Annotated in this window: 19 protein-coding genes and 1 pseudogene; 12 read left to right on the top strand and 8 right to left on the bottom strand. The window is 64.7% G+C overall.

Translation table 11 applies throughout. The features are described 5' to 3' along the window. The first annotated feature begins 1 nt into the window (after position 1). The 8 genes from O1Q03_RS25220 to O1Q03_RS25185 are packed head-to-tail and all read left to right on the top strand — an operon-like array spanning position 2 to position 8,737. Positions 2-1,369 carry a CpaF family protein gene (locus O1Q03_RS25220; RefSeq protein ID WP_269506743.1) on the top strand — a complete coding sequence of 456 codons (1,368 nt, stop codon included), beginning with the start codon at positions 2-4 and terminating at the stop codon, positions 1,367-1,369. After that, positions 1,362-2,351: a type II secretion system F family protein gene (locus O1Q03_RS25215; protein WP_269506742.1), complete on the top strand. Its 990-nt coding sequence runs from the start codon at positions 1,362-1,364 to the stop codon at positions 2,349-2,351. The genes O1Q03_RS25220 and O1Q03_RS25215 overlap by 8 nt, the downstream gene beginning before the upstream one ends. Positions 2,352-2,355: 4 nt before the next feature. Further along, complete coding sequence (locus tag O1Q03_RS25210; protein WP_269506741.1) at positions 2,356-3,345, top strand: type II secretion system F family protein; 990 nt, start codon at positions 2,356-2,358, stop codon at positions 3,343-3,345. A gap of 17 nt (positions 3,346-3,362) precedes the next feature. Continuing rightward, complete coding sequence (locus tag O1Q03_RS25205) at positions 3,363-4,196, top strand: pilus assembly protein (RefSeq protein ID WP_269506793.1); 834 nt, start codon at positions 3,363-3,365, stop codon at positions 4,194-4,196. Between the two features lie 20 nt (positions 4,197-4,216). Next, a complete protein-coding gene (locus tag O1Q03_RS25200) occupies positions 4,217-4,546 on the top strand; it encodes a DUF3613 domain-containing protein (protein WP_269506740.1) in 330 nt (109 codons plus the stop codon). Between the two features lie 5 nt (positions 4,547-4,551). Then, positions 4,552-6,549, top strand: coding sequence for a pilus assembly protein TadG-related protein (locus O1Q03_RS25195; RefSeq protein ID WP_442865843.1), 1,998 nt, complete (start codon positions 4,552-4,554; stop codon positions 6,547-6,549). Between the two features lie 34 nt (positions 6,550-6,583). Next, positions 6,584-7,975, top strand: coding sequence for a sigma 54-interacting transcriptional regulator (locus O1Q03_RS25190; protein WP_269506739.1), 1,392 nt, complete (start codon positions 6,584-6,586; stop codon positions 7,973-7,975). 54 nt (positions 7,976-8,029) lie between these two features. Continuing rightward, positions 8,030-8,737, top strand: coding sequence for a DUF2968 domain-containing protein (locus O1Q03_RS25185; protein WP_269506738.1), 708 nt, complete (start codon positions 8,030-8,032; stop codon positions 8,735-8,737). An 84-nt stretch (positions 8,738-8,821) separates the two neighbouring features. Here O1Q03_RS25185 and hfq read toward each other — a convergent pair whose 3' ends face one another. After that, on the bottom strand, positions 8,822-9,394 hold the full coding sequence (gene hfq, locus O1Q03_RS25180; RefSeq protein WP_269506737.1) for an RNA chaperone Hfq: 573 nt from the start codon (positions 9,392-9,394) through the stop codon (positions 8,822-8,824). 294 nt (positions 9,395-9,688) lie between these two features. Here hfq and O1Q03_RS25175 point away from each other — a divergent pair, with 294 nt between their 5' ends. Then, complete coding sequence (locus O1Q03_RS25175) at positions 9,689-9,985, top strand: hypothetical protein (RefSeq protein WP_269506736.1); 297 nt, start codon at positions 9,689-9,691, stop codon at positions 9,983-9,985. Between the two features lie 62 nt (positions 9,986-10,047). On the opposite strand, the gene O1Q03_RS25170 is transcribed toward O1Q03_RS25175, so the two are convergent. From O1Q03_RS25170 to O1Q03_RS25160, 3 genes are all read right to left on the bottom strand, one after another. Beyond that, positions 10,048-11,802 carry an AMP-binding protein gene (locus O1Q03_RS25170; protein ID WP_269506735.1) on the bottom strand — a complete coding sequence of 585 codons (1,755 nt, stop codon included), beginning with the start codon at positions 11,800-11,802 and terminating at the stop codon, positions 10,048-10,050. A gap of 245 nt (positions 11,803-12,047) precedes the next feature. After that, on the bottom strand, positions 12,048-12,866 hold the full coding sequence (locus O1Q03_RS25165; RefSeq protein ID WP_269506734.1) for a TetR/AcrR family transcriptional regulator: 819 nt from the start codon (positions 12,864-12,866) through the stop codon (positions 12,048-12,050). A gap of 215 nt (positions 12,867-13,081) precedes the next feature. Continuing rightward, positions 13,082-14,302, bottom strand: coding sequence for an MFS transporter (locus O1Q03_RS25160; protein WP_269506733.1), 1,221 nt, complete (start codon positions 14,300-14,302; stop codon positions 13,082-13,084). A gap of 280 nt (positions 14,303-14,582) precedes the next feature. Here O1Q03_RS25160 and O1Q03_RS25155 point away from each other — a divergent pair, with 280 nt between their 5' ends. The 3 genes from O1Q03_RS25155 (at position 14,583) to O1Q03_RS25145 (ending at position 17,621) form a co-directional block, all read left to right on the top strand. Continuing rightward, positions 14,583-15,125, top strand: a complete 543-nt coding sequence (locus O1Q03_RS25155; protein ID WP_269506732.1) for a GNAT family N-acetyltransferase — start codon at positions 14,583-14,585, stop codon at positions 15,123-15,125. Between the two features lie 126 nt (positions 15,126-15,251). Continuing rightward, the gene (locus O1Q03_RS25150; RefSeq protein WP_269506731.1) at positions 15,252-15,878 is read left to right on the top strand and encodes a ParB-like protein; all 627 of its coding nucleotides are present in this window, start codon (positions 15,252-15,254) and stop codon (positions 15,876-15,878) included. Positions 15,879-15,902: 24 nt separating this feature from the next. After that, positions 15,903-17,621: a SulP family inorganic anion transporter gene (locus O1Q03_RS25145; protein ID WP_269506730.1), complete on the top strand. Its 1,719-nt coding sequence runs from the start codon at positions 15,903-15,905 to the stop codon at positions 17,619-17,621. 100 nt (positions 17,622-17,721) lie between these two features. Here the strand turns inward: O1Q03_RS25145 and O1Q03_RS25140 are convergent. From O1Q03_RS25140 to O1Q03_RS25125, 4 genes and pseudogenes are all read right to left on the bottom strand, one after another. Then, positions 17,722-18,008: pseudogene (locus O1Q03_RS25140) on the bottom strand (PfkB family carbohydrate kinase); the annotation flags it as partial. A 94-nt stretch (positions 18,009-18,102) separates the two neighbouring features. Next, a complete protein-coding gene (locus O1Q03_RS25135) occupies positions 18,103-19,047 on the bottom strand; it encodes an ABC transporter substrate-binding protein (protein WP_269506729.1) in 945 nt (314 codons plus the stop codon). Positions 19,048-19,132: 85 nt separating this feature from the next. Then, positions 19,133-20,170 (bottom strand): ABC transporter permease subunit, encoded by a 1,038-nt coding sequence (locus O1Q03_RS25130; RefSeq protein WP_269506728.1) that lies wholly within the window; start codon positions 20,168-20,170, stop codon positions 19,133-19,135. A 40-nt stretch (positions 20,171-20,210) separates the two neighbouring features. Further along, positions 20,211-21,671: sugar ABC transporter ATP-binding protein (locus O1Q03_RS25125; protein ID WP_269506727.1), on the bottom strand; the 1,461-nt coding region annotated here is incomplete at its 5' end.

The raw sequence follows: 21,671 nt of genomic DNA, 5'->3' as shown, positions 1-21,671 counted from the left end.
GATGGCACACGACATTCAATTCGCCGACGGCGCAGCGCCGTTCTCCCAGACGCAGCAATTTCACGACATCAAGAATGCCGCGCACGAGCATCTGCTGACGCGCATCGAGGAACTCGGCGCCGAGTTCGGTCGGTGGTCGCGCCAGGCGATCAACCAGTTCGTCGATCTCGAGATCGACAGCTTCGTGCGCCTGCGCCGCATCCCGCTCAACGAGAACGAGGTGCGCGCGATTGCCGAGGCGCTGACGAAGGAGCTGGCCGGCTTCGGGCCGATCGAGGATCTGCTGGCAGATCCGGCGGTCGAGGACATCCTGATCAACGGCTATCACGACGTGTACGTGTCGCGTCATGGGATTCTGGCGAAGCTGCCCGTACGGTTCACCGACAACGCCCATCTGCTGCGGATCGTGCGCCGTATTCTCGCGCCGATCGGCCGCCGCCTCGACGAGTCGAATCCGATGGTCGATGCGCGGCTGCCCGACGGCGGTCGCGTGAACGTCGTGATCGAGCCGCTGTCGATCGATGGTCCGATCGTTTCGATCCGGAAATTCCGCAAGGATCCGCTGAAGCCGTCCGACCTGCTCGGCAACGGCACGTACAACGAAGAAATCGGCGCACTGCTCGAGGCGGCGGTCGAAGCGCGCTGCAACGTGCTCGTGTCGGGCGGGACGAGCTCCGGCAAGACGTCGCTGCTCAACGCACTGGCGTTCCATATTCCCGAGCCCGAACGTGTCGTGACGATCGAGGACACGGCCGAACTGTCGTTGAACCATCCGCACGTCGTGCGGCTCGAGAGCCGGCCTGGCGGTTTCGACGGCACCGGGGTCGTGACGATCCGCGACCTGCTGCGCAACACGTTACGGATGCGGCCGGACCGGATCATCGTCGGCGAAGTTCGCGGCGGTGAGGTGCTCGAAATGCTGCAGGCGATGAACACCGGCCACGACGGCTCGATGGGCACCGTGCACGCGAGTTCACCGCGCGAATGTCTGTATCGTCTCGAGATGCTGGCAGGCTTCGCGGGCTTTCAGGGCACCGAGTCGAGTCTGCGCCGGCAGATCGCGAACGCGATCGACTTCATCGTGCAGATCGGGCGTCTGTCGAATGGGCGCCGCCGGATCTTGTCGATTACCGAAGTGACCGGTTTGTCCGACAACATCATCGCGACGCAGGAACTCTATCGCTACGAAGCGCGTGTGACGCCGGAAGGCGAGGAGGTCGATCACTGGGAGTCGCTCGGTATCCATCCGCATTCGCCGAAGCTTGCGCGCTTCCGGCAGGCGCTGGTGAACTCCGGCCTGGGTGGTGGTGGTTTCGGCGGTGGCTTTGGTGGCAGCGGATTTGGTCGCGGCGGAGGCTTCAATGTATAGCCCGATGATCTGGGTTCTAGCGATCGCGATGCTGTGCGTCGCGTCGGCACTGATGTTGTGGCGGCACGCGGAAGCACGGCGCGTGAGAACCGATGCGAAGCGCTTCATCGACAGCCGGCTCGAGCCCGGCGTGCGGGCGGCCGCGCAGGCATCTCGGCCCGCGACGGCAGGCGCACCGCATCCCTCGTCACCCTTGAGTGGTGCGCGGGGTGTGTCCGCTACGTTTCGGGCGCACTGGTATGTGGTCGCCGCGGAGTATTGGAACAATCTCATATCTCGCGCGGGAATTGATGGGGCACGCGGGAAATCGATTATCGCGCTGATTGTGCTCGTTGCAATCGTGGTGATTGCCGGCAGCCGTGGCGGTGCGCTTGCGGGTTTCGCGGCGTTTGCATGTGGGGTTTCGATATTCGCGGTTTGGCTGGCGTCGCGAATTCAGCGGCGACGACTCAAAATCGTTCGGCAGATTCCATCGTTTCTGGACGGGATCGTACGTCTCGTGACGCTCGGCAACAGCGTGCCCGCTGCATTTCAGGCCGCATTGCTGACAACCGACGAGCCGCTGCGTGGCTGTCTCGATCACGTATCGCGGATGCTGCGCGGTGGTGTCGAGATCGATCGTGCGATGACGCATATCGCGAAGATATATCGAACCGGGGAATTCGAGCTCGTCGGTTCGGTGCTGCGCTTGTCCGTCAAATATGGCGGCCGCGCCGACGTAATGCTCGAACGGATGGCCGTATTCATGCGCGATCTCGAACAGGCGGAGCGTGAACTGACTGCGATGTCAGCAGAGACGCGGCTGTCGGCGTTCGTGCTCGTCATGTTGCCGATCGCGATCGGCAGTTTCGTCATATTGAACAATCCCAAGTATCTGCAAGGGATGTGGGGCGATCCGAGCGGACGGCTGATTCTCACGCTCGCATTTCTGCTGCAGTTGGCCGGCAGCGCGTGGTTGTATCGAATTGCTCGACTCAGGTAACGGTATGACGGCGACTCAAATTGGAGCGATTGCTTTGGCGTTGGGCGCGCTTGGCGTTCTGCTGTTCGGCATGCTGGCAGTGCTGCGCGCAAGTGCCACGACGCGCGCCGAACGTGCGCTAGTCGACGCGCTGGATCGGCGCATGGCCGTACTCGAGGCAGCCAAAGCCAGCGCTGAAGCGGGCGGCAGCGCTCGTGCGAAACCGGACGCGGGTGGTGGCGAGCGAGTTGCACATTTTCTCGATCGATTGTCGTCCACGGGAATGCGCTGGCTCGACACGGGGTTCGGCAAATACATCGTTGCCGAAGAGGACCGTCGGCTGCTTGAACAGTGTGGATACATCGATGCACGTACGCGCGGACTGTTCCTGAGTGTGCGCATTGTATGCGCGGTCGCGTTGCCGTTGCTGTTTGCGATATTTGCGAGCGGTCAGATGAAGAGTGGCTACTGGATGATCGGCATGTTTGCCGCGTTCGGGTTTGGTTTCATGTTGCCGAAGCTCTATGTACAACGTCGTGCCGCTGCCCGCAGACAGAGCGTTGTCGACGAGTTGCCGTTGCTCGTTGACATGCTGCGCCTGTTGCAGGGCGTCGGGCTGTCGCTCGATCAGAGTCTGCAAGTCGTGACGAACGATTTCCGCGGGATGATGCCGGTGCTGTCGTCGGAAATGGGAATCGCGCAGCGTCAGTTTGCGGCAGGCCGTACGCGCGAGCAGTCGATGCAACGGTTATCGGGTGGATTCGACAACGAGGACTTGCGCGCGATCATTCGGTTGATGGTCCAGGTTGACAAGCACGGTGGTGCGGTGCAGGAACCCCTCAAGCAATTCGGCGACAGGTTGCGCGAGACGCGTCGTGCAATGCTTCGCGAACGGATTGGCCGATTGACCGTGAAAATGACCGGTGTAATGGTACTGACGCTGTTGCCGGCGCTGCTGATCGTGACGGCCGGGCCGGGGATGTTGGCAGTGATGCGTGCGCTGGCGTCGCACTGATGGACAAAGGAAAAGTGATGAAGCGGACCAGCAGGATGGTGCGGTACGCAGGTGTGGCGACAGCAGCGTTGCTGCTAGGCGCTTGCGCGACCAAGGAAAGCGGGTACGGCGTCAACACGCAGACCGAACGCGCTGCGCTCATTCAGGCAGCCGATCAGAAGCAATCGGTGCCGGACACGCCAGCGATGTATCTGAGCCTCATCCAGCGGATGCAGGTACAGGGTCTCTATTATGCGTCGCTCGCGCACATCGACGCATACGATAAAGCGTACGGCGTGTCGCCTGACACGATCCTGCTGCGCGCGGACGCACTGCGGATGACTGACCAGCCGGCTGCCAGCGCGGCGGCGTACACGGAGTTGCTGAAGACGCCGCTCGCGGCTCGCGGTTACAGAGGGCTCGGGCTGATCGCTGGTGCGGCGGGTGATTTCGGACATGCGGTACAGGCGTTGACGCAGGCATCCCAACTCGCACCGACCGATGCGTCACTGCTATCCGATCTCGCTTACGCGAAATTGCGCAATGGCGATGTCGCTGGCGCGCGGGTGCCGCTGCTGAAGGCGGCCGAACTCGATCAGCATAATCCGAAAATCGTCAGCAATCTTGCGCTTTATCTATTCGCGGCGGGGCGCTCGCAGGATGCGCAGATGTTGATGACTCAGCAGCATTTACCCGCGGATATCCGTAAGGATATCGGTATTGACGCCACGAAAGTTGCCGCTGCCGTACGCGCACAGCAGCGTGCGGGAGCTACGCCGCACGTTGTGCAGCGGCGAGACGTTAGCGCGCCGATGGCGAACAACTTTGGCTACGACCAGACCGTGCCGCTGCTGCAACGGTTTGCACAATGAACATACAGGCGGGGAACGACATGAACTATAAAAATCAGCGAAATATGCGCGCAGGTCGGATCGCGATTCTTGGCGCGATCATAGGGGTGGCAATGAGCACCGCTGCTGCATATGGGCAAGAGGTTGTGACACAAGGCGTATCCGACGTCGACAGCTCGACAAGAGCGTGGCTCTCGATGCAGCGCGACAACCGCGCGGCGGCACCGACGCAGCCGATGCTTGGGGACGTTGCGTCACTTGTCTATCAGCGTTATCTGGATTCGTTCAAGAACAAGATTCCGAACTCGATGAGTTCGCAGATTGGTTCCACCAGTGGCGGTATGTCGGGTGGCGGGCAGGCTGCACAATAAGCAACATGACGATGCGTGTAGATCAACCACATGTACGTCCACGGCGCAGCGCGGGCTGGCCCGGAATACGTCGTCAGCGCGGCTCGATTGCGGTCATGGCGGCGATCTGGGTGATGGTCGCGATTGTCGTGCTGGGCGCGATCGATATCGGGAATCTGTATTTGCAGCGGCGGGATCTGCAAAGGATTGCGGATATGGCGGCGCTGGCGGCAGCGCAGGCTGCTGCGCCGACCAATCCGACGGACATGTCTTGTTCCAGTGCGAATCAGGCCGCGCAGAGCGTGGCGCAATTGAATGACTCATACCAGGTCAATACGGTCGCTCCAGTGAATGGCACGGACCAGATCCAGTCGAGCTGCGGCAGATGGGATCCTCCCGCAGCCGCGAGCGGATCGTCGACGTATCAGATCGCCAACGCGAGCATGGCCTGTCCTCAGCCCAGTGCTTCGCCAGGTACTCAATCATGCCCCCAACTCAACGCCGCCCAAGTGACGATGACACGCAAGCTGCGCTACTCGTTCCTGGGGATGCTTTGGTCGACCGTTGCCGGGCCCGTGACCATCTCTGCGACTTCGACGGCCCGTGCAGCGGCGGTCGATGCATTTTCGATCGGTACGTCGCTGGCGATGTTCGGCAGTAACACCGACTGCAATGGGAATGCGATTACGAGCAGTGCGTACAATCCGGGCTTGGTCAATTCGTTGTTGAGTGCGTTGCTCAATACGTCGTTGAGCTTCAATATCGGTACCTATCAGGCGTTGGCGTGTACGCGCATCAAAATCGACGATCTACGTGCGGCGCTCCAGGTGGGGACTGTCGATCAACTGTTGAACGGGACCGCGTCGATCAGCAAGCTGGCTAACCTGATGATCACTGCGCTGGGGCGCAACTCCGTTGCGAATGTACAGGCAAACGTTACCGAAAGCCTGAAGATACTGAACGTGCTCGCTAAGCTCAACGTGCTTGGGCCAATCGCGCTCGGTAACTCGTCGTCGACCCCGGGCTTGTTGTCAATCGGTCTGGCAAACACGCAAAATGCTGCGAATGCAACGGTTAGCTTGCTCGATCTGTTGTTTACTGCAGCGGAAATCGCGAATGCCAACGCAAACAGCCCCGCTGTGAGCGTCAATACCGGTCTCAATCTTCTCGGCCTCGCACAAGCTACGCTGCAAGTGCAAGTGATCCGGCCGCCAGTCATTGCCATCGGGGAAGGCGGGACCGATCCAACGAAGCCGGGTAATCCTTGGCGCACCCTTGCTCATACTGCAGACATCGCGGTCTACCTGAACGTCGGGCTCGGAACATGGGGTTCCTTGGGGGCGCTGCTGCCCGGTCTTCTCGATTTGAGTGTGAGGTTGCCGCTATACCTCGAAGTAGCGCCTGGAACAGCCTGGTTGACATCGACGAGCTGCGCGGCAACGCGGGCCAATAGTCGCGCGAATATCGTTGCTCAGCCTGGCTTGGCGAACGTGTGTATCGGAGACGCGCCGTTGAACAGTCAGGGCGCGATGAACGTTTCCGGTGGCTACTCGTGCGGCTCGCCGCAGGTCGCGACGCTCATGAACGTCGGCGTTCTGAACGCGGTGGGTTTGAAGACATCGGTCACCGCGACGGTTCCGGCCATTTCGGTACCCGCTGTCGCATCCGTTGGCGGTCCTATGGTATTTGACGGCATTACGGGAAACAGCGATGACTATCAAAGCGTCAATTCCAACCAGGTCGGGGAAGTGTTGACGAACGCGCTATCGGGACCCGCGGCTGCGCTTTCCAAGGGAACCGGTCTCACAGTGACGGCGACGCTGTTGGGCGTCCCGATCACCGTTGGTACATCGGTGATCGGGGATCTGCTCGCAATGCTGTCCAAAACAGTACTGAACGGTATTTTTGGCGCTCTCGACCAGCTGCTCGTACCATTGCTGCAGCTATTGGGCGTTCAGGTCGGGATTGCGACTGTCCATAACATGTCGTTGACATGCGCTATTCCACAGATAGTAGGCAATTAAGTGCGTTTTCAACTGAAGTAGCCGGATCACATTGATGAGACCCACCCCCGCAATCGCAGAACTCGACCTCTACGTCTGGGAAGGCAAGGCGGACATCGTCGACCGCGTTGCCCGCTGCATGGCGAGCTTCGACGTCGAAGTGATCCGTGCGGACAACGCGGAGATCTCGCCCGAGCGCGCCGCATTGCGGCCGTCGCTCGCGATCATCAGCGTGACGATGATCGAAACCGGCGCGGCGTTCCTGCGCGACTGGCAGGCCAATATCGGCATGCCGGTCGTCTGGGTCGGCGCGGCGCGCGACCACGACGCATCGCAGTATCCGCCCGACTATTCGCATATCCTGCCGCTCGACTTCACGTGCGCCGAACTGCGCGGAATGGTCGGCAAGCTCGTCACGCAGTTGCGCGCCCATGCGGCCGAAACGCTGCGGCCGTCCGAACTCGTCGCGCACTCCGAGTCGATGCAGGCACTGCTGCACGAAGTCGACACGTTCGCCGACTGCGACACCAACGTGCTGCTGCACGGCGAAACCGGTGTCGGCAAAGAGCGCATCGCGCAACTGCTCCACGAAAAGCACTCGCGTTACCGGCAGGGCGAGTTCGTGCCGGTCAACTGCGGCGCGATTCCGGACGGCCTGTTCGAATCGCTGTTCTTCGGACACGCGAAAGGCTCGTTTACCGGCGCGGTTGTCGCGCATAAAGGCTATTTCGAGCAGGCGGCGGGCGGCACGCTGTTCCTCGACGAAGTTGGCGACCTGCCGTTGTATCAGCAGGTCAAGCTGCTGCGTGTGCTCGAGGACGGCGCGGTGCTGCGCGTCGGCGCGACGACGCCGATCAAGGTCGATTTCCGTCTGGTCGCGGCCAGCAACAAGAAGCTGCCGCAACTCGTGAAGGACGGCCTGTTCCGTGCCGATCTTTACTATCGGCTCGCAGTGATCGAGCTGAGCATTCCGTCACTGGAAGAGCGAGGTGCGGTCGACAAGATCGCGTTGTTCAAGTCGTTCGTCGCGGAGGTGGTGGGCGAGGAGCGGCTCGCGGAACTGTCCGACCTGCCTTACTGGCTCGCGGACGCGGTCGCGGACAGCTATTTCCCCGGCAACGTGCGCGAGCTGCGCAACCTGGCCGAGCGCGTTGGCGTGACGGTGCGGCAGACGGGCGGCTGGGATGCGGCGCGATTGCAGCGGCTGGTCGCGCATGCGCGCAGCTCGGCACAGCCGGTGCCGGTGGAGAGCGCGGCGGAAGTCTTCGTCGATCGCAGCAAATGGGATATGAACGAGCGCAGCCGCGTGATCGCGGCCCTCGACGCAAACGGTTGGCGGCGTCAGGATACGGCGCAGCAATTGGGTATCAGCCGCAAGGTACTGTGGGAAAAGATGCGTAAATATCAGATATTCGACGAGGAGCCCGAGACGCGCGAAAGCGAGTAATTAATGAGATAAAATCGCGCTGAATTACAACGACACGGGCGGGAATCAAAATTGATGAGCCATATGACGGGGTTGGGGCGGGCGTGTGCATTGCTCGCCGTGGTAGGAGGCATGCACGGCGCGTTCGCGCAGGGATTGGCAGGTAACGGGGCGCCGGCAGTACAGCAGGCATCCGCGCCGGTGGCGGCGATTCCGGTGATCGATCAGCAGGGTCAGACGTCGGTGCAGCCGCAGGCAGGCGATACGACCGGGCAGAGCACGGTTGATGAACTGCAGCGCCAGATCCAGGCGCATTCGCTGACGGAAATGCGCACGAGCTATAACGGCAGCTATGGCGCGAGCCAGCTGTTCAGCGTCAAGGACGGGGCGTATTTCGTCGCGCTGTTCCAGCAGAAGGCGTTCTGGCGCGTGATCAAGACTTACGACGAAACGCGGGCGGAAGCGATCTATCGCGATTTCTCGCGTCAGGCCGAACGGCTGGCCGTCAACGAGTTGCGTGCGGCGAAGCTGGAATCGCAGAAGGCGCAAACGGACCGGCAGATCGAAGTCGCGCAGGAGCGCGCACGACGTCTGCAGGCCGACATCTCGATCGCGCGCGAGCAGCAGGCAGCGGTCGCGGATCGCCAGAAGACGGTGCGTAACGAAACGGCGGCATTGCAGGCGCAGCAGGCGGAACTGCAGTCGCAGTTGCGCGCATTGCAGCAGCAGGTGCGTTCGCTGCAGCGCGAGGCCGATGCGGGCTTGCCGACGACGGCACACTGAGCACAAACGGGATTGGCAGGCGCGGAGACATGCCGCGCCGACCGACGAAGCAAAAGGGCAAGCCGATTGGCTTGCCCTTTTGCGTTACTGGCCGTCCGGCACGATTCGCCGGCGGCGCGTGACGATGACCGGCCCGTTGCCGCCGCCGCGTGCGTCGGACGGCGACGTGCTGCTCGATGCGTCGCCGGCGTCGCGCGGTGCGCCATAGCTTTCGCGCGGCTCGCGCGGGGCATAGCCTTCACGGGGCTCGCGCGGCGCGCCGTAACTCTCGCGCGGTTCGCGGGAACCGTAGCCTTCGCGCGGTTCACGCGAACCATAGCCGCCGCCGTCGCCGCGCGACTCGCGGGAGCCGCCGTGCGAGCCGTACGGGCTGTGGCCGCCGCCTTCGCGGCCGCCCGGCCGGCCGCCGGTGCGCGGGCCACGCGGGCCGCCGCCGGGGCGTGCGCCGCCGGTGTCGAGCTGGATCGTGGAAATGGCACGCTTGTAGATGCCTTGCAGACCCACGGGGGTGCGCAGCATCACCAGGTACTGGTCGAACGACTCGATGCAGCCCGTCAGACGAATGCCGTTGACGAGATAGATTTCAACGCGCTTACGTTCCTTGCGCGCCGCATTGATGAAGTCGTTTTGCGGATGGGATTCTGCGGGATTGGCCATTGAGGTGCGGCAGGAGCCTGCGTCAGAGAATATGTTGTGCGTGTGTGGCGTGTTCGCCCACCAAAGTGTTTGGCGGGATTTTACCCTGTTCGTTCCGCCAGCGCGCGGTCGTGATTGTGTCGAACCGTAACCCACTATAGACGTTCCCGCACGTTTTCGCGATTCGGTCGAATGGCTAGGGTCCGTTCGTTACGACAGGTTACGAATCTCGCAGCAGCGTAGCACCTGCCGATGCGTGGCGCGATTAAAGTCGTCGCGCGTGTCGGGCAGGCCGGCAGATCAGGGAGACGGAACATGAAGAAGATGATAGTGGCGGGATGGCTCGGCAGCGCGACGTTGCTCGCGTCCGGCAGTGCGATGGCAGGGCACGTCGACCTGTCGGTCGGTATCGGCGTGCCGGTCTATGCCGAGCCGGCGCCGGTCTATGTGGCGCCGCAGCCGGCGCCGGTCTATGTGGCCCCGCAGCCGGCGGTGGTCGCGTATCCGGATGGCGGATACGCGTATTACGGTGACGACGACGATCGCTACCGGCGCTGGCGCCGGCACCATGAGCGGCACTGGCACCACCATCACGACGATGACGACGACTGAGTCGACTGTGCGCGCCGCCGGAGCGCGGCCGCGATCGTCCGGCCGCGTCCCGCCTGGCTCCCTTAACCCTGCTTCGCGGCCTTGATCCTGGCCATTTCCTCGTCGCGCAGCGCACGGCGCAGGATCTTGCCGACGTTCGTCTGCGGCAGCGCGTCGCGGAATTCGACGAACTTCGGCATCTTGTAGCCGGTGAGATTCTTGCGGCAGTGCGCGAGTACGTCGTCGACGGTCAGTGCGGGGTCGCGTCGCACGACGAATACCTTGATCCGCTCGCCCTGTACTTCGTCAGGGATGCCGATCGCGGCCGCTTCGCTGATGCCGGGATGCATCACGAGCACTTCCTCGATCTCGTTCGGATAGACGTTGAAGCCCGAGACGAGGATCATGTCCTTCTTGCGGTCGATGAGACGGATGAAGCCGCGCTCGTCCATCACGCCGATGTCGCCGGTGCTGAGCCATCGGTCGGCATCGATCACCTTCGCGGTCTCGTCCGGCCGCTGCCAGTAACCGCGCATCACTTGCGGACCATGCACGCAGAGTTCGCCGGGCTCGCCGATGCCGGCCCAGGTGCCGTCCTCGCGTCGAAAGCGCACGAGGGTCGACGGGGCAGGCAGGCCGATCGACCCGCTGAATGCGGCCAGGTCGTTCAGGTTCACGGGGTTCATCGTGACGATCGGCGAGCATTCGGTGAGCCCGTAGCCTTCGACGACCGGCTGCCCCGTCACCTGCTGGAAGCGCTCCGCGACCGCACGCTGCATCGCCATCCCGCCCGCCATCGCGAGCTTGAGCTTCGAGAAGTCGCGCTTGCAGAATTCCTCGTTGTCGAGAAAGGCGTTGTACAGCGTGTTGATGCCGGTGATTCCGGTGAAGGTCTCGTGGCGGATGATCTTCATCACCATGTTCATGTCGCGCGGGTTCGCGATCAGGATGTTGCGCCCGCCGAGCCCCATGAAGATGAACGCGTTCACCGTCAGCGAATAGATGTGATAGAGCGGCAGCGGCGTGAGCACCGTCTCGACGTCGCCGGTGACCTGGTCGGCGATCCACGCTTTCGCTTGCAGCAGGTTGGCGATCAGGTTGCCGTGCGTGAGCATCGCGCCTTTCGCGACGCCGGTGGTGCCGCCCGTGTACTGCAGGAACGCGAGGTCGTCGCGCGTCATCGGCACCGGCTGCGGCTTGCCGCGCATGCCGAGCGCGAGTGCGGAGCGCAGCCGGACCGCCTGCGGCAGCTGGTAGGCCGGCACGAGCTTCTTCACGTGCTTCAGCACGAAATTGATCAGGTGTCCTTTCGCATTGAAGCCGTCGGCGAGCAGGTCGCCGAGCGCGGTGACGATGATGTTCTTCACCTGCGTTTCCGGCAGCGCGTCCTGCAGCGTGCGCGCGAAATTCTCGAACACGACGATCGTCTGCGCGCCGCTGTCCTTCAGCTGATGCGCGAGTTCGCGCGCGGTGTAGAGCGGATTGACGTTGACGACGATCGCGCCGGCCTTCAGCGTGCCGAACAGTGCGACGGGGTACTGGAACGAGTTCGGCAGCATGATCGCGACGCGATCGCCGGGTTTCACGCCCGTGCTTTGCAGATACGACGCGAATGCATCGACTTTCTGCGCGAGCGCGCGGTACTTCATCGACGCGCCTGCACTCACGTAGGCGACGCGCTCGGCAAAGCGGGTCGTGCATTCGTCGAAGAACTGCACGAGCGACGTGTATTGCGTGACGTCGATCTCGTGCGGAACGCCGGGCGGGTACGACGCATACCAGATGCCGTCGGTGTTCGGCGGAAGCTGGGCCGCTGTGGTGGCTGCGGATGAGGACATGATGGTCTCCGGTGTCGCGGCGAGAGCGAGCGCGTCGGCGCTTGTTCCCGCCCGATGTTGTGCAGTCGACGAAAGCCCGCGCGCCGGCACGGCGCCGCATGACATTCGTTCGGCCCGGGCCCGCGCGTGAGCGCTCGCCCGGGCCGCATACGTGGGCGCCGGACCGGCGCGAACGTTTGCACGTCCGCGTGATCCCGCACCCGCAAGTCATCGCTGAAATGCCGCCTGCGCGGCCGTCGGTGCGATCAGTTCGCCGGGTGCAGCGTGGACGAACCGGCGCCCGACGTACTGGGTATCAGCCCGAATGCTTCGCTCGCGCCCGCATCGTCGAGCACCGCCGCGAAGCTCGACAATTGCGCGCTGTCGGGCATCGGCGCCTTCAGCGCGGCGACGATCAGCGACGACAGCCGCGCGATCATCTGCACGTCGTTCATCGTGCGGCCTTGCGAGAATTCGTCGATCAGGCTTTCGGTCTCGGCACCGGCGAGCGCGCCGGACAGTGCGCCGATCGCGAAGTGCAGCCGCCAGCCGAGCTCGGTGCGCGGCAGATGCGGCAGCGCACGCTGGAACGCGTCGAAGAAACGGCCCGCGACGCTTGCGTAGTGGGCGGTCAGGAAGTTGCGCACGAACGGCGACGGGTCGGTGTACGCGCGGCCGATCAGCCGGAGGAACGCGGGGCCGCCGCGGTCGGGGTCGCGCGACGCCTTCAGTGCGGGAATGAACATCGCGCCGAGCACGTGCTCGCAGGTGATGTGCTCGCCGAGCTGCGCATCGAAGCGGTCGAGGATGCCGAGACGTTCCTGGTTGAGCTGGTCGAGCCGGCGCGACAGCATCGCGTGGATCAGCGCTTCCTTGCTGCCGAAGTGATAGTTGACCGCTGCGAGGTTCACCGCCGCACGCGACGTGATCTGCCGCATCGACATCGCCTCGAAGCCATGTTCGATAAACAGATCCTCGGCCGCATCGAGAATGCGCGCCTTCGTCCCGCCGGTCTGCCGCGCGCTGGATGACCGCCCGCCGGACGCCCGTCCCGCAGCGGGTCGCCCCTCCTGACTTACTGCCATGTGCCGCCTCCCACGCCGGTTTCCCGGCCGCGAACTGGTGATTGGTTTATCTGATTCAAACAGCCGTTTTTATTAAGATAAAAAAACGCAGGCGGGGCGGGCAAGCAGGGAATCTGGACAAATTCCTCTAGTTCGATGTGCAGGTGCGGAAAGTCACGCGCGCCGCCCCGGCGGGGCGGGGCGCGCGCGATGGTGCGATGCGATAGTGCGTGGGATCAGGTGGCGGTGGTACGCGTATTGACCGATTGCGTCATGTCGATGCCGCGCCGCTCGCGGCTGAACAGGATCAGCACCGCGATCACGACGGCCACGATGCCGGCGACGAGCGCGAGCGCATAGCCGTAGTTGTTGCCTTGGGAAACCGCGAACGATGCCTGCATCGTCGCGTTCCCGGACGCGAGCAGGTTGCCGAGCTGATAGACGACACCGGGGAAGGTCGCGCGGATCTCGTCGGGCGAAATCTCGTTGAGGTGGACGGGGATCACGCCCCATGCACCCTGCACGGAAATCTGCATCAGGAACGCGCCGGCGGCGAGCGCGACCGGGCCGCTCGAGAACGCCCACAGCGGCAGCACCGGCAGCGCGATCAGCGCCGCGATGAAGATCGCGCGGCGGCGCCCGATGCGCTCCGAGATCGCGCCGAACGACAGGCCGCCGACGATGGCGCCGATGTTCAGCACGATCGTGATCCACGATACGGTGTGCGGATCGAAATGGTGCTGTTCGCGCAGGAAGGTCGGGTAGAGATCCTGCGTGCCGTGCGAGAAGAAGTTGAACGCGGTCATCAGCACGATCGCGTAGATCGTGAGCTTCCAGTTCTGCTGCACCGTGGCCCAGAGGCCCGGCCGCGGCTGCTTTTCCATCTGCTTCCAGGCCGGCGATTCCGGCACGTGCGTGCGCACGTACAGCACGAGCAGCGCGGGCAGTACGCCGACCATGAACATACCGCGCCAGCCGATGTACTGATAGAACAGGCCGAACACGACGGACGCGAGCAGGTATCCGCTCGGATAGCCGGCCTGCAGCAGGCCCGACACGATGCCGCGTGCATGGGTCGGCACGGTTTCCATCGTCAATGCGGAGCCGACACCCCATTCGCCGCCCATCGCGATGCCGAACAGCGCGCGCAGCACCAGCAGCGCGGTCAGGCTCGGCGCGAAGCCGGATGCGAGTTCGAGCACGGAATAGCACGCGATGTTGACCATCAGCGTCGGACGGCGCCCGAAACGATCGGCGAGCCGGCCGAAGATCAGTGCACCGAGCGGGCGCATCGCGAGGGTCAGCGTGAGCGCGAAGGCGACGGCGGGTATCGTCGACGCGAACTCGGCGGCGATGTCCTTCAGCACGAAAACCATCAGGAAAAAATCGAACGCATCGAGCGTCCAGCCGAGATAGGCAGCGATGGTGACGTTGCGTTGTTCGCGGGTCCAGCTCATGTCCGAAGTCTCCTCGTTGGCATAGCGCGCTCACGATGTGCAGACGGATGCCGGCCCGGCTGCGCGCGGCGCGGGCATGGATCGAGTGTAGGTCGCAGCGTCGTGCGATGCGGGGCGCGATAACGTTGAATCGGGAATAATCCCTACGAAATGGACTGTTGCGAAAGCGGGAACGCGGTACGCCGAGCAAGGCGCCCGGCGGCTGTATCATTCCGGAAGGCTTTTTGTATCAGTTATGTAATGTGCGCGCCGCACGTTCGCCCTCGAATCAGGAGTCCGGATGACCGAAGATTTCGCTGCCGCATTGCCCGTGTTCGACACCGCGAGGCTGTGGCTGCGTCCGCGCGTGCTGGCCGATCTCGACGCGAGCATCGCGATGGATCGCGATCCCGAAGTCACACGGCATATCGCGGGGCCGTGGCACGATCCGGTCGAGCATCGCCGCTTCGTCACGCATCGGATCACGCGCGACTATCCGCCGGGCCTCGGCTACTGGTCGATCTTCGACAAGCATGCACCCGACGTGTTCATCGGCTGGATTCTGCTGATTCCCGACTATGCGGACGGCGCGCGCGACGTCGAGATCGGCTGGCGGCTCGTGCGCGCGGCGTGGGGGCGCGGCATCGCGTGCGAGGCCGCGGCGGCCGTCGTGCGCCACGCGTTCGACAACGTGCGGCTGCCTCGTGTGATCGCCGATATCGCCGAGGCAAACACGGGTTCGCTGAACGTCGCGCGCAAGCTCGGCATGCGTCGCGTGAGCGTCGTGCACGACGGGATTCCCTACGTGCGCCATCGTCTCGAGCGCGACGATCTGCGCGCGTAATTGCCGTGTGCCGGCGCGGCCGGTTGTCAGGGATGGTCAATCACGCGCGCATCGACGTCGCGACGTATTAACGGTCCGCAGGATCAGGAGTATCGTTGCCGGAAATCAGCAACATGGGGTACGACCATGGCACTCGGCAACGACGTTCATCTCATTCCCGTCAGGCTCGACGCGCTGCGTCCGACACAGATGACGGTCGGCTATCGCGAAGTGAAAGCGAAGCGCAAGCACTGGAAGACACTCGACAAGCGCGCGCGCAAGGCGGCGATCGACTCGCACTGGTTTCCGGCCGTCCTTGGCCCGGGCGGCGTGCACTACATCACCGACCACCATCATCTCGGCCTCGCGCTGATCGAGGAAGGGGAGTCGCGCATCAATGCGATGCTGCTGAAGGATCTGTCCTGGCTCGACGACACGATCTTCTGGCGGATGATGGAGCACAACCAGTGGGTGCATCCATTCGGCGCGGACGGCACGCGCCGCGACTACGCGAATCTGCCGAAGTCGCTGACGGGGATCGTGGACGATCCGTATCGCAGCCTCGCGGGCGAACTGCGCACGGCGGGCGGGTATGCGAAGGACGCGACGCCGTTCAGCGAATTCCTGTGGGCCGACTATTTGCGCCAGCACGTCACGCTCGACCAGATCCGCAAGAACTTCACGAAGGCGCTCGACGTCGCGCTGCATCGTGCACACGATCAGGACGCGCGCTATCTGCCCGGCTGGTCGGGCGTCATCGCCGCCAAACCCTGACACGCGCACGGCGCCCATCGCCCCATGACGACCGTCCCGATCCGCCCGGATGCCGGCCCGCAGCATCCCGACCATTTCGCTGCAGTCGATGCGGCGCCGCCACCTCCGACGCAGCGCATCGGTCTCGATGCGCTGGCCGGCCTGTCGATCGCGGGCCTGCTGATTCCCGAGGCCGTCGCGTATGCGGGCCTTGCCAACCTGCCCCCGCAGGCCGGTCTGATCGCGCTGCTGTCTGGGCTCGTCGTCTATGCGCTGACGGGCAGCAGCCGTTTTGCGATCGTGTCGTCGACGTCGTCGTCGGCCGCCGTGCTCGCGGCGACGGTGCTGGCCGAGTCGGGGATGGCGCTTGCCGCGCAGCTCGCGCTGGCGGCCGCGCTCGTCGCGATGACGGGCGTGCTGTTCATCCTCGCGGGCGTCGCGCGGCTCGGCGGCATGTCGGACTTCGTTGCACGCCCGGTCCTGCGCGGCTTCACGTTCGGGCTGGCGCTGACGATCGTCATCAAGCAGTTGCCGAAGATTCTCGCGATCCCCGTGCGGCACAGCGATGCGCCGCACGTCGCGCTCGATCTCGTCACCGGCGCGCCGCATGCGAACCTTGCGAGCGTCGCGCTCGGCGCGGCCGCGCTCGCGCTCTTGTTCGTGCTCGGGCGTCGCTCGCGCGTGCCGGCGACGCTCGTCGTGATCGTGCTGTCGATCGGTGCGGGCTACGTGTTCGACTGGCAGCACTACGGGATCGCGATCGTCGGGCACATCGACTTCCGGCACCTCGAATTCGGGTTGCCGCACCTCGACCGCAATGCATGGATGCAGACGGTCGAGCTCGCGTTCGCGTTGATGCTGATCCTGTATGCGGAGTCGTACGGCTCGATCCGCAACTTCGCATTGAAGCACGGCGACAGCGTGTCGCCGAACCGCGACCTCGTCGCAATCGGCTGCGCGAATCTCGTGTCGGGGTTGCTGCACGGGATGCCGGTCGGTGCCGGCTATTCGGCGACCTCCGCGAACGAGGCAGCCGGCGCGCAATCGCGTTTCGCGGCGCTATGGGCCGCCGGCGTGGTCGCGCTGATCGTGTGGCTGCTGCTGCCGCAACTCGCCCGCACGCCGGAGCCCGTGCTCGCGGCGATCGTGATCTTCGCGGTCAGCCATTCGCTGCATCCCGCGGTGTTCCGGCCGTATTGGGTGTGGCATCGCGACCGGCTCGTCGTGATCGCCGCGCTGCTCGCGGTGCTCGTGCTCGGCGTGCTGCACGGGCTGCTCGTGGCAATCGGCGTGAGCCTGCTGCTGACGCTGCGCAAGTTGTCCGAGCCGAACGTCAGCGTGCTCGGCCGGTTGCGCGACGGTCACGACTTCGTCGACGTCGCGAATCATGCGGATGCGAAGCCCGTGCCGGGCGTGCTGATCGTGCGGCCCGAGGCGCAGCTGTTCTTCGCGAACGCAGACCGGATGCTCAATCGCGTGCGTGCGCTGATGAAGGCCGCGCCCGATACGCATACCGTGATGCTGAGCCTCGAGGAAACGCCGGACGTCGACGGCACGACGATCGAGTCGTTGCGCACGTTCGCGGCCGAATGCGCGGCACGCGGGCTGCAATTCGCGATCGTACGGCTCAAGGAGCACGCGTTGCATGCATTGCGCCGTGCGGCCGACGATACGCTGCACGACGATGCGATGTCCGAACTGAGTGTCGACGAGAGTCTGCAGATGCTGCAGACGCGCGGCAACGGCGCGAAGGGCGGCGCGTGACGATGTGGGGCGCATGCTTGCCGCGAGGTGTCGGCCGGTTCCGTCTAGGTGGATAACGCGGCGTCGGCCGGTTCGGCGGCAGCGCGGTTCGCGATGACGTGGCCACTTCGGCGGCCGTCGGCGCGTATGCGCCTGCGTGTGCACTGGGGACTGCCGCGCAGGCGGCCGCGTAGCGCAACTGCTCGGCAGCCGTTGCATCGGGGTAGGCAAGCTGACCGGCGAGCCGGCCGCCGATGCTGGCGTCGCCGCAGCCGACGGTGTCGCAACCTCGGTCGCGAACGCCGGCTGAAACAGCTCGCTATCGCGATGCAGCAGCTGCATGCCGGACGCTCCGCGCGTGATCAGCACGGCCGCATACGGCGCCCAGGTGCGCAATTGCGCGAGCGCGGTGCAGCGGCAGCGGCGGCGAGCGGGCGGGCGGCGCTGGACGTCGCACGCGGCGACGTGTGGCGCCGCCCGGTACAAAGGGCGTGTGGCGCGATCAGCGCGGGCTGCTCCAGCCCTTGTAGTTCTTCACGTTGTCGCGCGTGACGAGCGTCGGCTCGATCAGGATCATCGGATTGGCCGGCTTCTGGCCGTTCATGATCCCGTAGCCGACGTTCACGGCCTGCTGCGCCATCGCCCACGGATCCTGGCTCGCCGACGCCTGCACGAGCGTGTTCGACTTCAGCGCGGCCTCGATGTCGGGCGCGCCGTCGACCGACGTGATCACGACGTTCGCGCGGTTCAGCTGCTTCGCCGCCAGATCGCTGCCGATCGCCTGCGGATCGTTGATCGTGAACACGCCGTCGAGCTTCGGAAAGCGCGTCAGGTAGCCCTGCATCGCGTTCATCCCCCCTTCGCGCGAGCCCTTGCCGTCCTGGTCGCTCGACAGCAGCTTGATGCCGGGATTCTTCGCGAGCACGGCCTTGCAGCCGTTCACGCGGTCGATCACGGCCGACACCTGCGGGCCGTTCTCGATGATCACGTTGCCCTTGCCGTTGAGCTTCTTCGCGAGGTAGTCGCACGACAGTTCGCCGGCCTTCACGTTGTTGGTCTGCACGGTCGCGTTCGCGCCGGCGGCCGCGACGTCCACGGCGACGACCGTGATGCCGGCCGCCTGCGCCTTCTTCACCGCCGGCTCGATCGCCTTCGGGTCGGTCGCGTTCAGCAGGATCATGTCGACGTGCGCGGAGATGAAGTTGTCGATCTGCGTGAACTGCTTGTTCAGGTCGTAGTCGGCCGACACCGCGGTGACCTTCGCGTTCGGGTTGAGCTGCTTTGCGCGTGCTTCGGCGCCTTTCACGATCGTGACGAAGTACGGATTGCCGAGCGAACCGACCGTGACGCCGATCGATTTCAGCGGCTTGTCGGCGGCATGGACGGCGGCAGTACCGAATGCGAGTGCGCAGGCGACGGCGGTCAGGGCGGCTTTGTGCTTGAACATGTCGTTGTGTCTCCGAATGATTCTTTGGCGAACGGGCGCGGGAGGATCGGCCTGCGCCCCGGGGTTGAGTGGTGAGGAAGCGATGTCAGGTGCGGGCGGAGTCGCGCTGGCGATAGCGGTCGAGCGCGACCGCGCCGATGATCACGAGGCCCTTGATGATGTATTGCCAGATATCGGATACGCCGAGCAGCACCAGGCCGTTGGTCAGCACCGCGATGATCAGCGCGCCGATCAGCGTGCCGACGATCGAGCCGACGCCGCCGACGAAGCTCGTGCCGCCGAGGATCACCGCGGCGATCGCGTCGAGTTCGTACGACTGGCCGAGCTGCAGCCCGTTGGCCGCATAGAGGCGTGCGGCCGACATCACCGCGCCGAGGCCGGCGAGCAGGCCCGACGCCGCATACACGAACAGCTGGATCGCGCGCACGTTGATGCCCGACAGCCGTGCGGCTTCCGGATTACCGCCGACCGAATAGATCCGCATCCCGAGCACCGTGCGGCGCAGGATGAACCACGACAGCGCGATCACCGCCCCGGCGATGACGACGAGCCACGGCACGCCGAGGATCGTGCCGTTGCCGATGAACGCGAACGGCAGTTGCGGATTGAAGATGGTCGTGTCGTTGCCGATCAGGCGGGCGACGCCGCGCACGGCCGTCATCGCGCCGAGCGTGACGATGAACGGCGGCAGGCGCAGGAACGAGATCAGGCCGCCGTTGATCGCGCCGAACACGAGGCCGACGACGAGCGCGAACGGTACGCCGAGCCAGCCCCAGCCGGGGATGGTCGACGCGAGCAGCGCGGCGACGGCCGATGCGGCGAGCACCGAGCCGACCGACAGGTCGATGCCGCCCGTCAGGATCACGAAGGTCATGCCGGCGGCGAGCACGATGTTGATCGATGCCTGCTGCGTGACGATCGACAGGTTCTGCAGCGTGAAGAAGCCGTCGGTCATGAAGCCGAAGCCGATGCACAGGACCAGCAGCACCGGCAGCATGCCGGCGGTGCGCATCAGCGACTGCATGCGTGCGCGGTGATCGGCGCCGCGCATCAGCGGCGTACGGTTGGCGACCGGATGGGCCGTCGCGGAAGCGAGGTTCCGCTGCTTGGTCGGGTTGATCATTTCGATACCTTGAATGAAGAGGGAAATGAAGGGGCCGTGGTCAGTGCGCGTCGGCGAGTTCGGCCTGCGAGCCGGTGGCGAGCGCGATGATCGCTTCCTGCGTGATGGGGGTATGCGTGTGGCCGCCGAGTTCGCCGGCGATTTCGCCTTCGCGCATCACGAGCACGCGATCGGCGACGCCGATGATTTCCGGCAGCTCGCTCGAGATCACGATCACGCCGACACCCGCGCGCGCCAGTTCGTTGATGATCCGGTAGATCTCGGATTTCGCGCCGATGTCGACGCCGCGCGTCGGTTCGTCGAGGATCAGCACGCGCGGCTTCGTCTCGAGCAGGCGCGACAGCAGCACTTTCTGCTGGTTGCCGCCCGACAGCGCGCCGACGTTCACGTTCGCGTTCGGCACGCGGATCGACAGCGACGCGATCGCATCGCGCGCACGCGCCGCGCCGCGCGGCAGATCGAGTGCGCCCAGGCGTGCATCGCGGTTGCACACGGAGATGTTGATGTTGTCGCGCACGCTCATGTCGAGGAACAGGCCCTGGCGCTTGCGGTCTTCGGTCAGGTAGACGAGGCCCGCGTCGATCGCGTCGCGCGGCGAATGCGCGCCGAACGTGCGATCGCCGAGCTTCACGTCGCCGCGCGTGCGCGGCTCCGCGCCGAAGATCAGCCGTGCGAGCTCGGTGCGGCCCGCGCCGACGAGCCCCGCGATGCCGAGCACTTCGCCGGCATGCAGATCGAGGCTGCAACCGCGCACGCGCTCGCCGTCGGCGATGTCGCGCACCGACAGCAGCAGGTGGCCGGGGTCGTACGGCGCATGTTCCTTCTTGTAGAAACCGGAGATGTCGCGGCCCACCATCATCGCGACGAGCCGCTCGGCCGACAGCGATGCGCGCTCGAGCGTGCCGACGTATGAACCGTCGCGCAGCACCGACACGCGATCGGACAGTTCGTAGATCTCCGCCATCCGATGGCTGATGTAGATGATCGCGAGGCCTTCCTCGCGCAACTGGCGGATCAGGCCGAACAGATGCTCGGTTTCACGCGACGACAGCGGCGTCGTCGGCTCGTCCATCACGAGGATGCGTGCACGGGTGTGCACGGCGCGCGCGATTTCGACGAGTTGCTGTTCGGCGATCGACAGCGTGCCGACGAGCGTGTCGGGGCCGAACGGGGCGCCGAGGCGCGCGAGCACGTCCTGGCAGCCGCGCGCCATTGCCGCGCGATCGATGGTGCCCCAGCGCCGGTTGCCGCGGCGCAGTTCACGGCCGACGTAGATGTTTTCCGCGACGGTCAGGTTCGGCGCGAGGCACAGTTCCTGGTAGATCACCGCGACGCCGGCATCGCGCGCGGCGAGCGGGCCGTCGATGTCGATGCGCTCGCCGTCGATCAGGATCTCGCCGCCGGCGTCGGCGCGGTATGCGCCGGACAGGATCTTCATCAGCGTCGATTTGCCGGCGCCGTTCTCGCCCATCAGCGAGTGGATCTCGCCCGGGTAGACGGT

It is taken from the genome of Burkholderia sp. IMCC1007, assembly GCF_027257875.1.
Taxonomy (GTDB): domain Bacteria; phylum Pseudomonadota; class Gammaproteobacteria; order Burkholderiales; family Burkholderiaceae; genus Burkholderia.
This window is presented reverse-complemented; position numbering and strand designations above follow the sequence as displayed.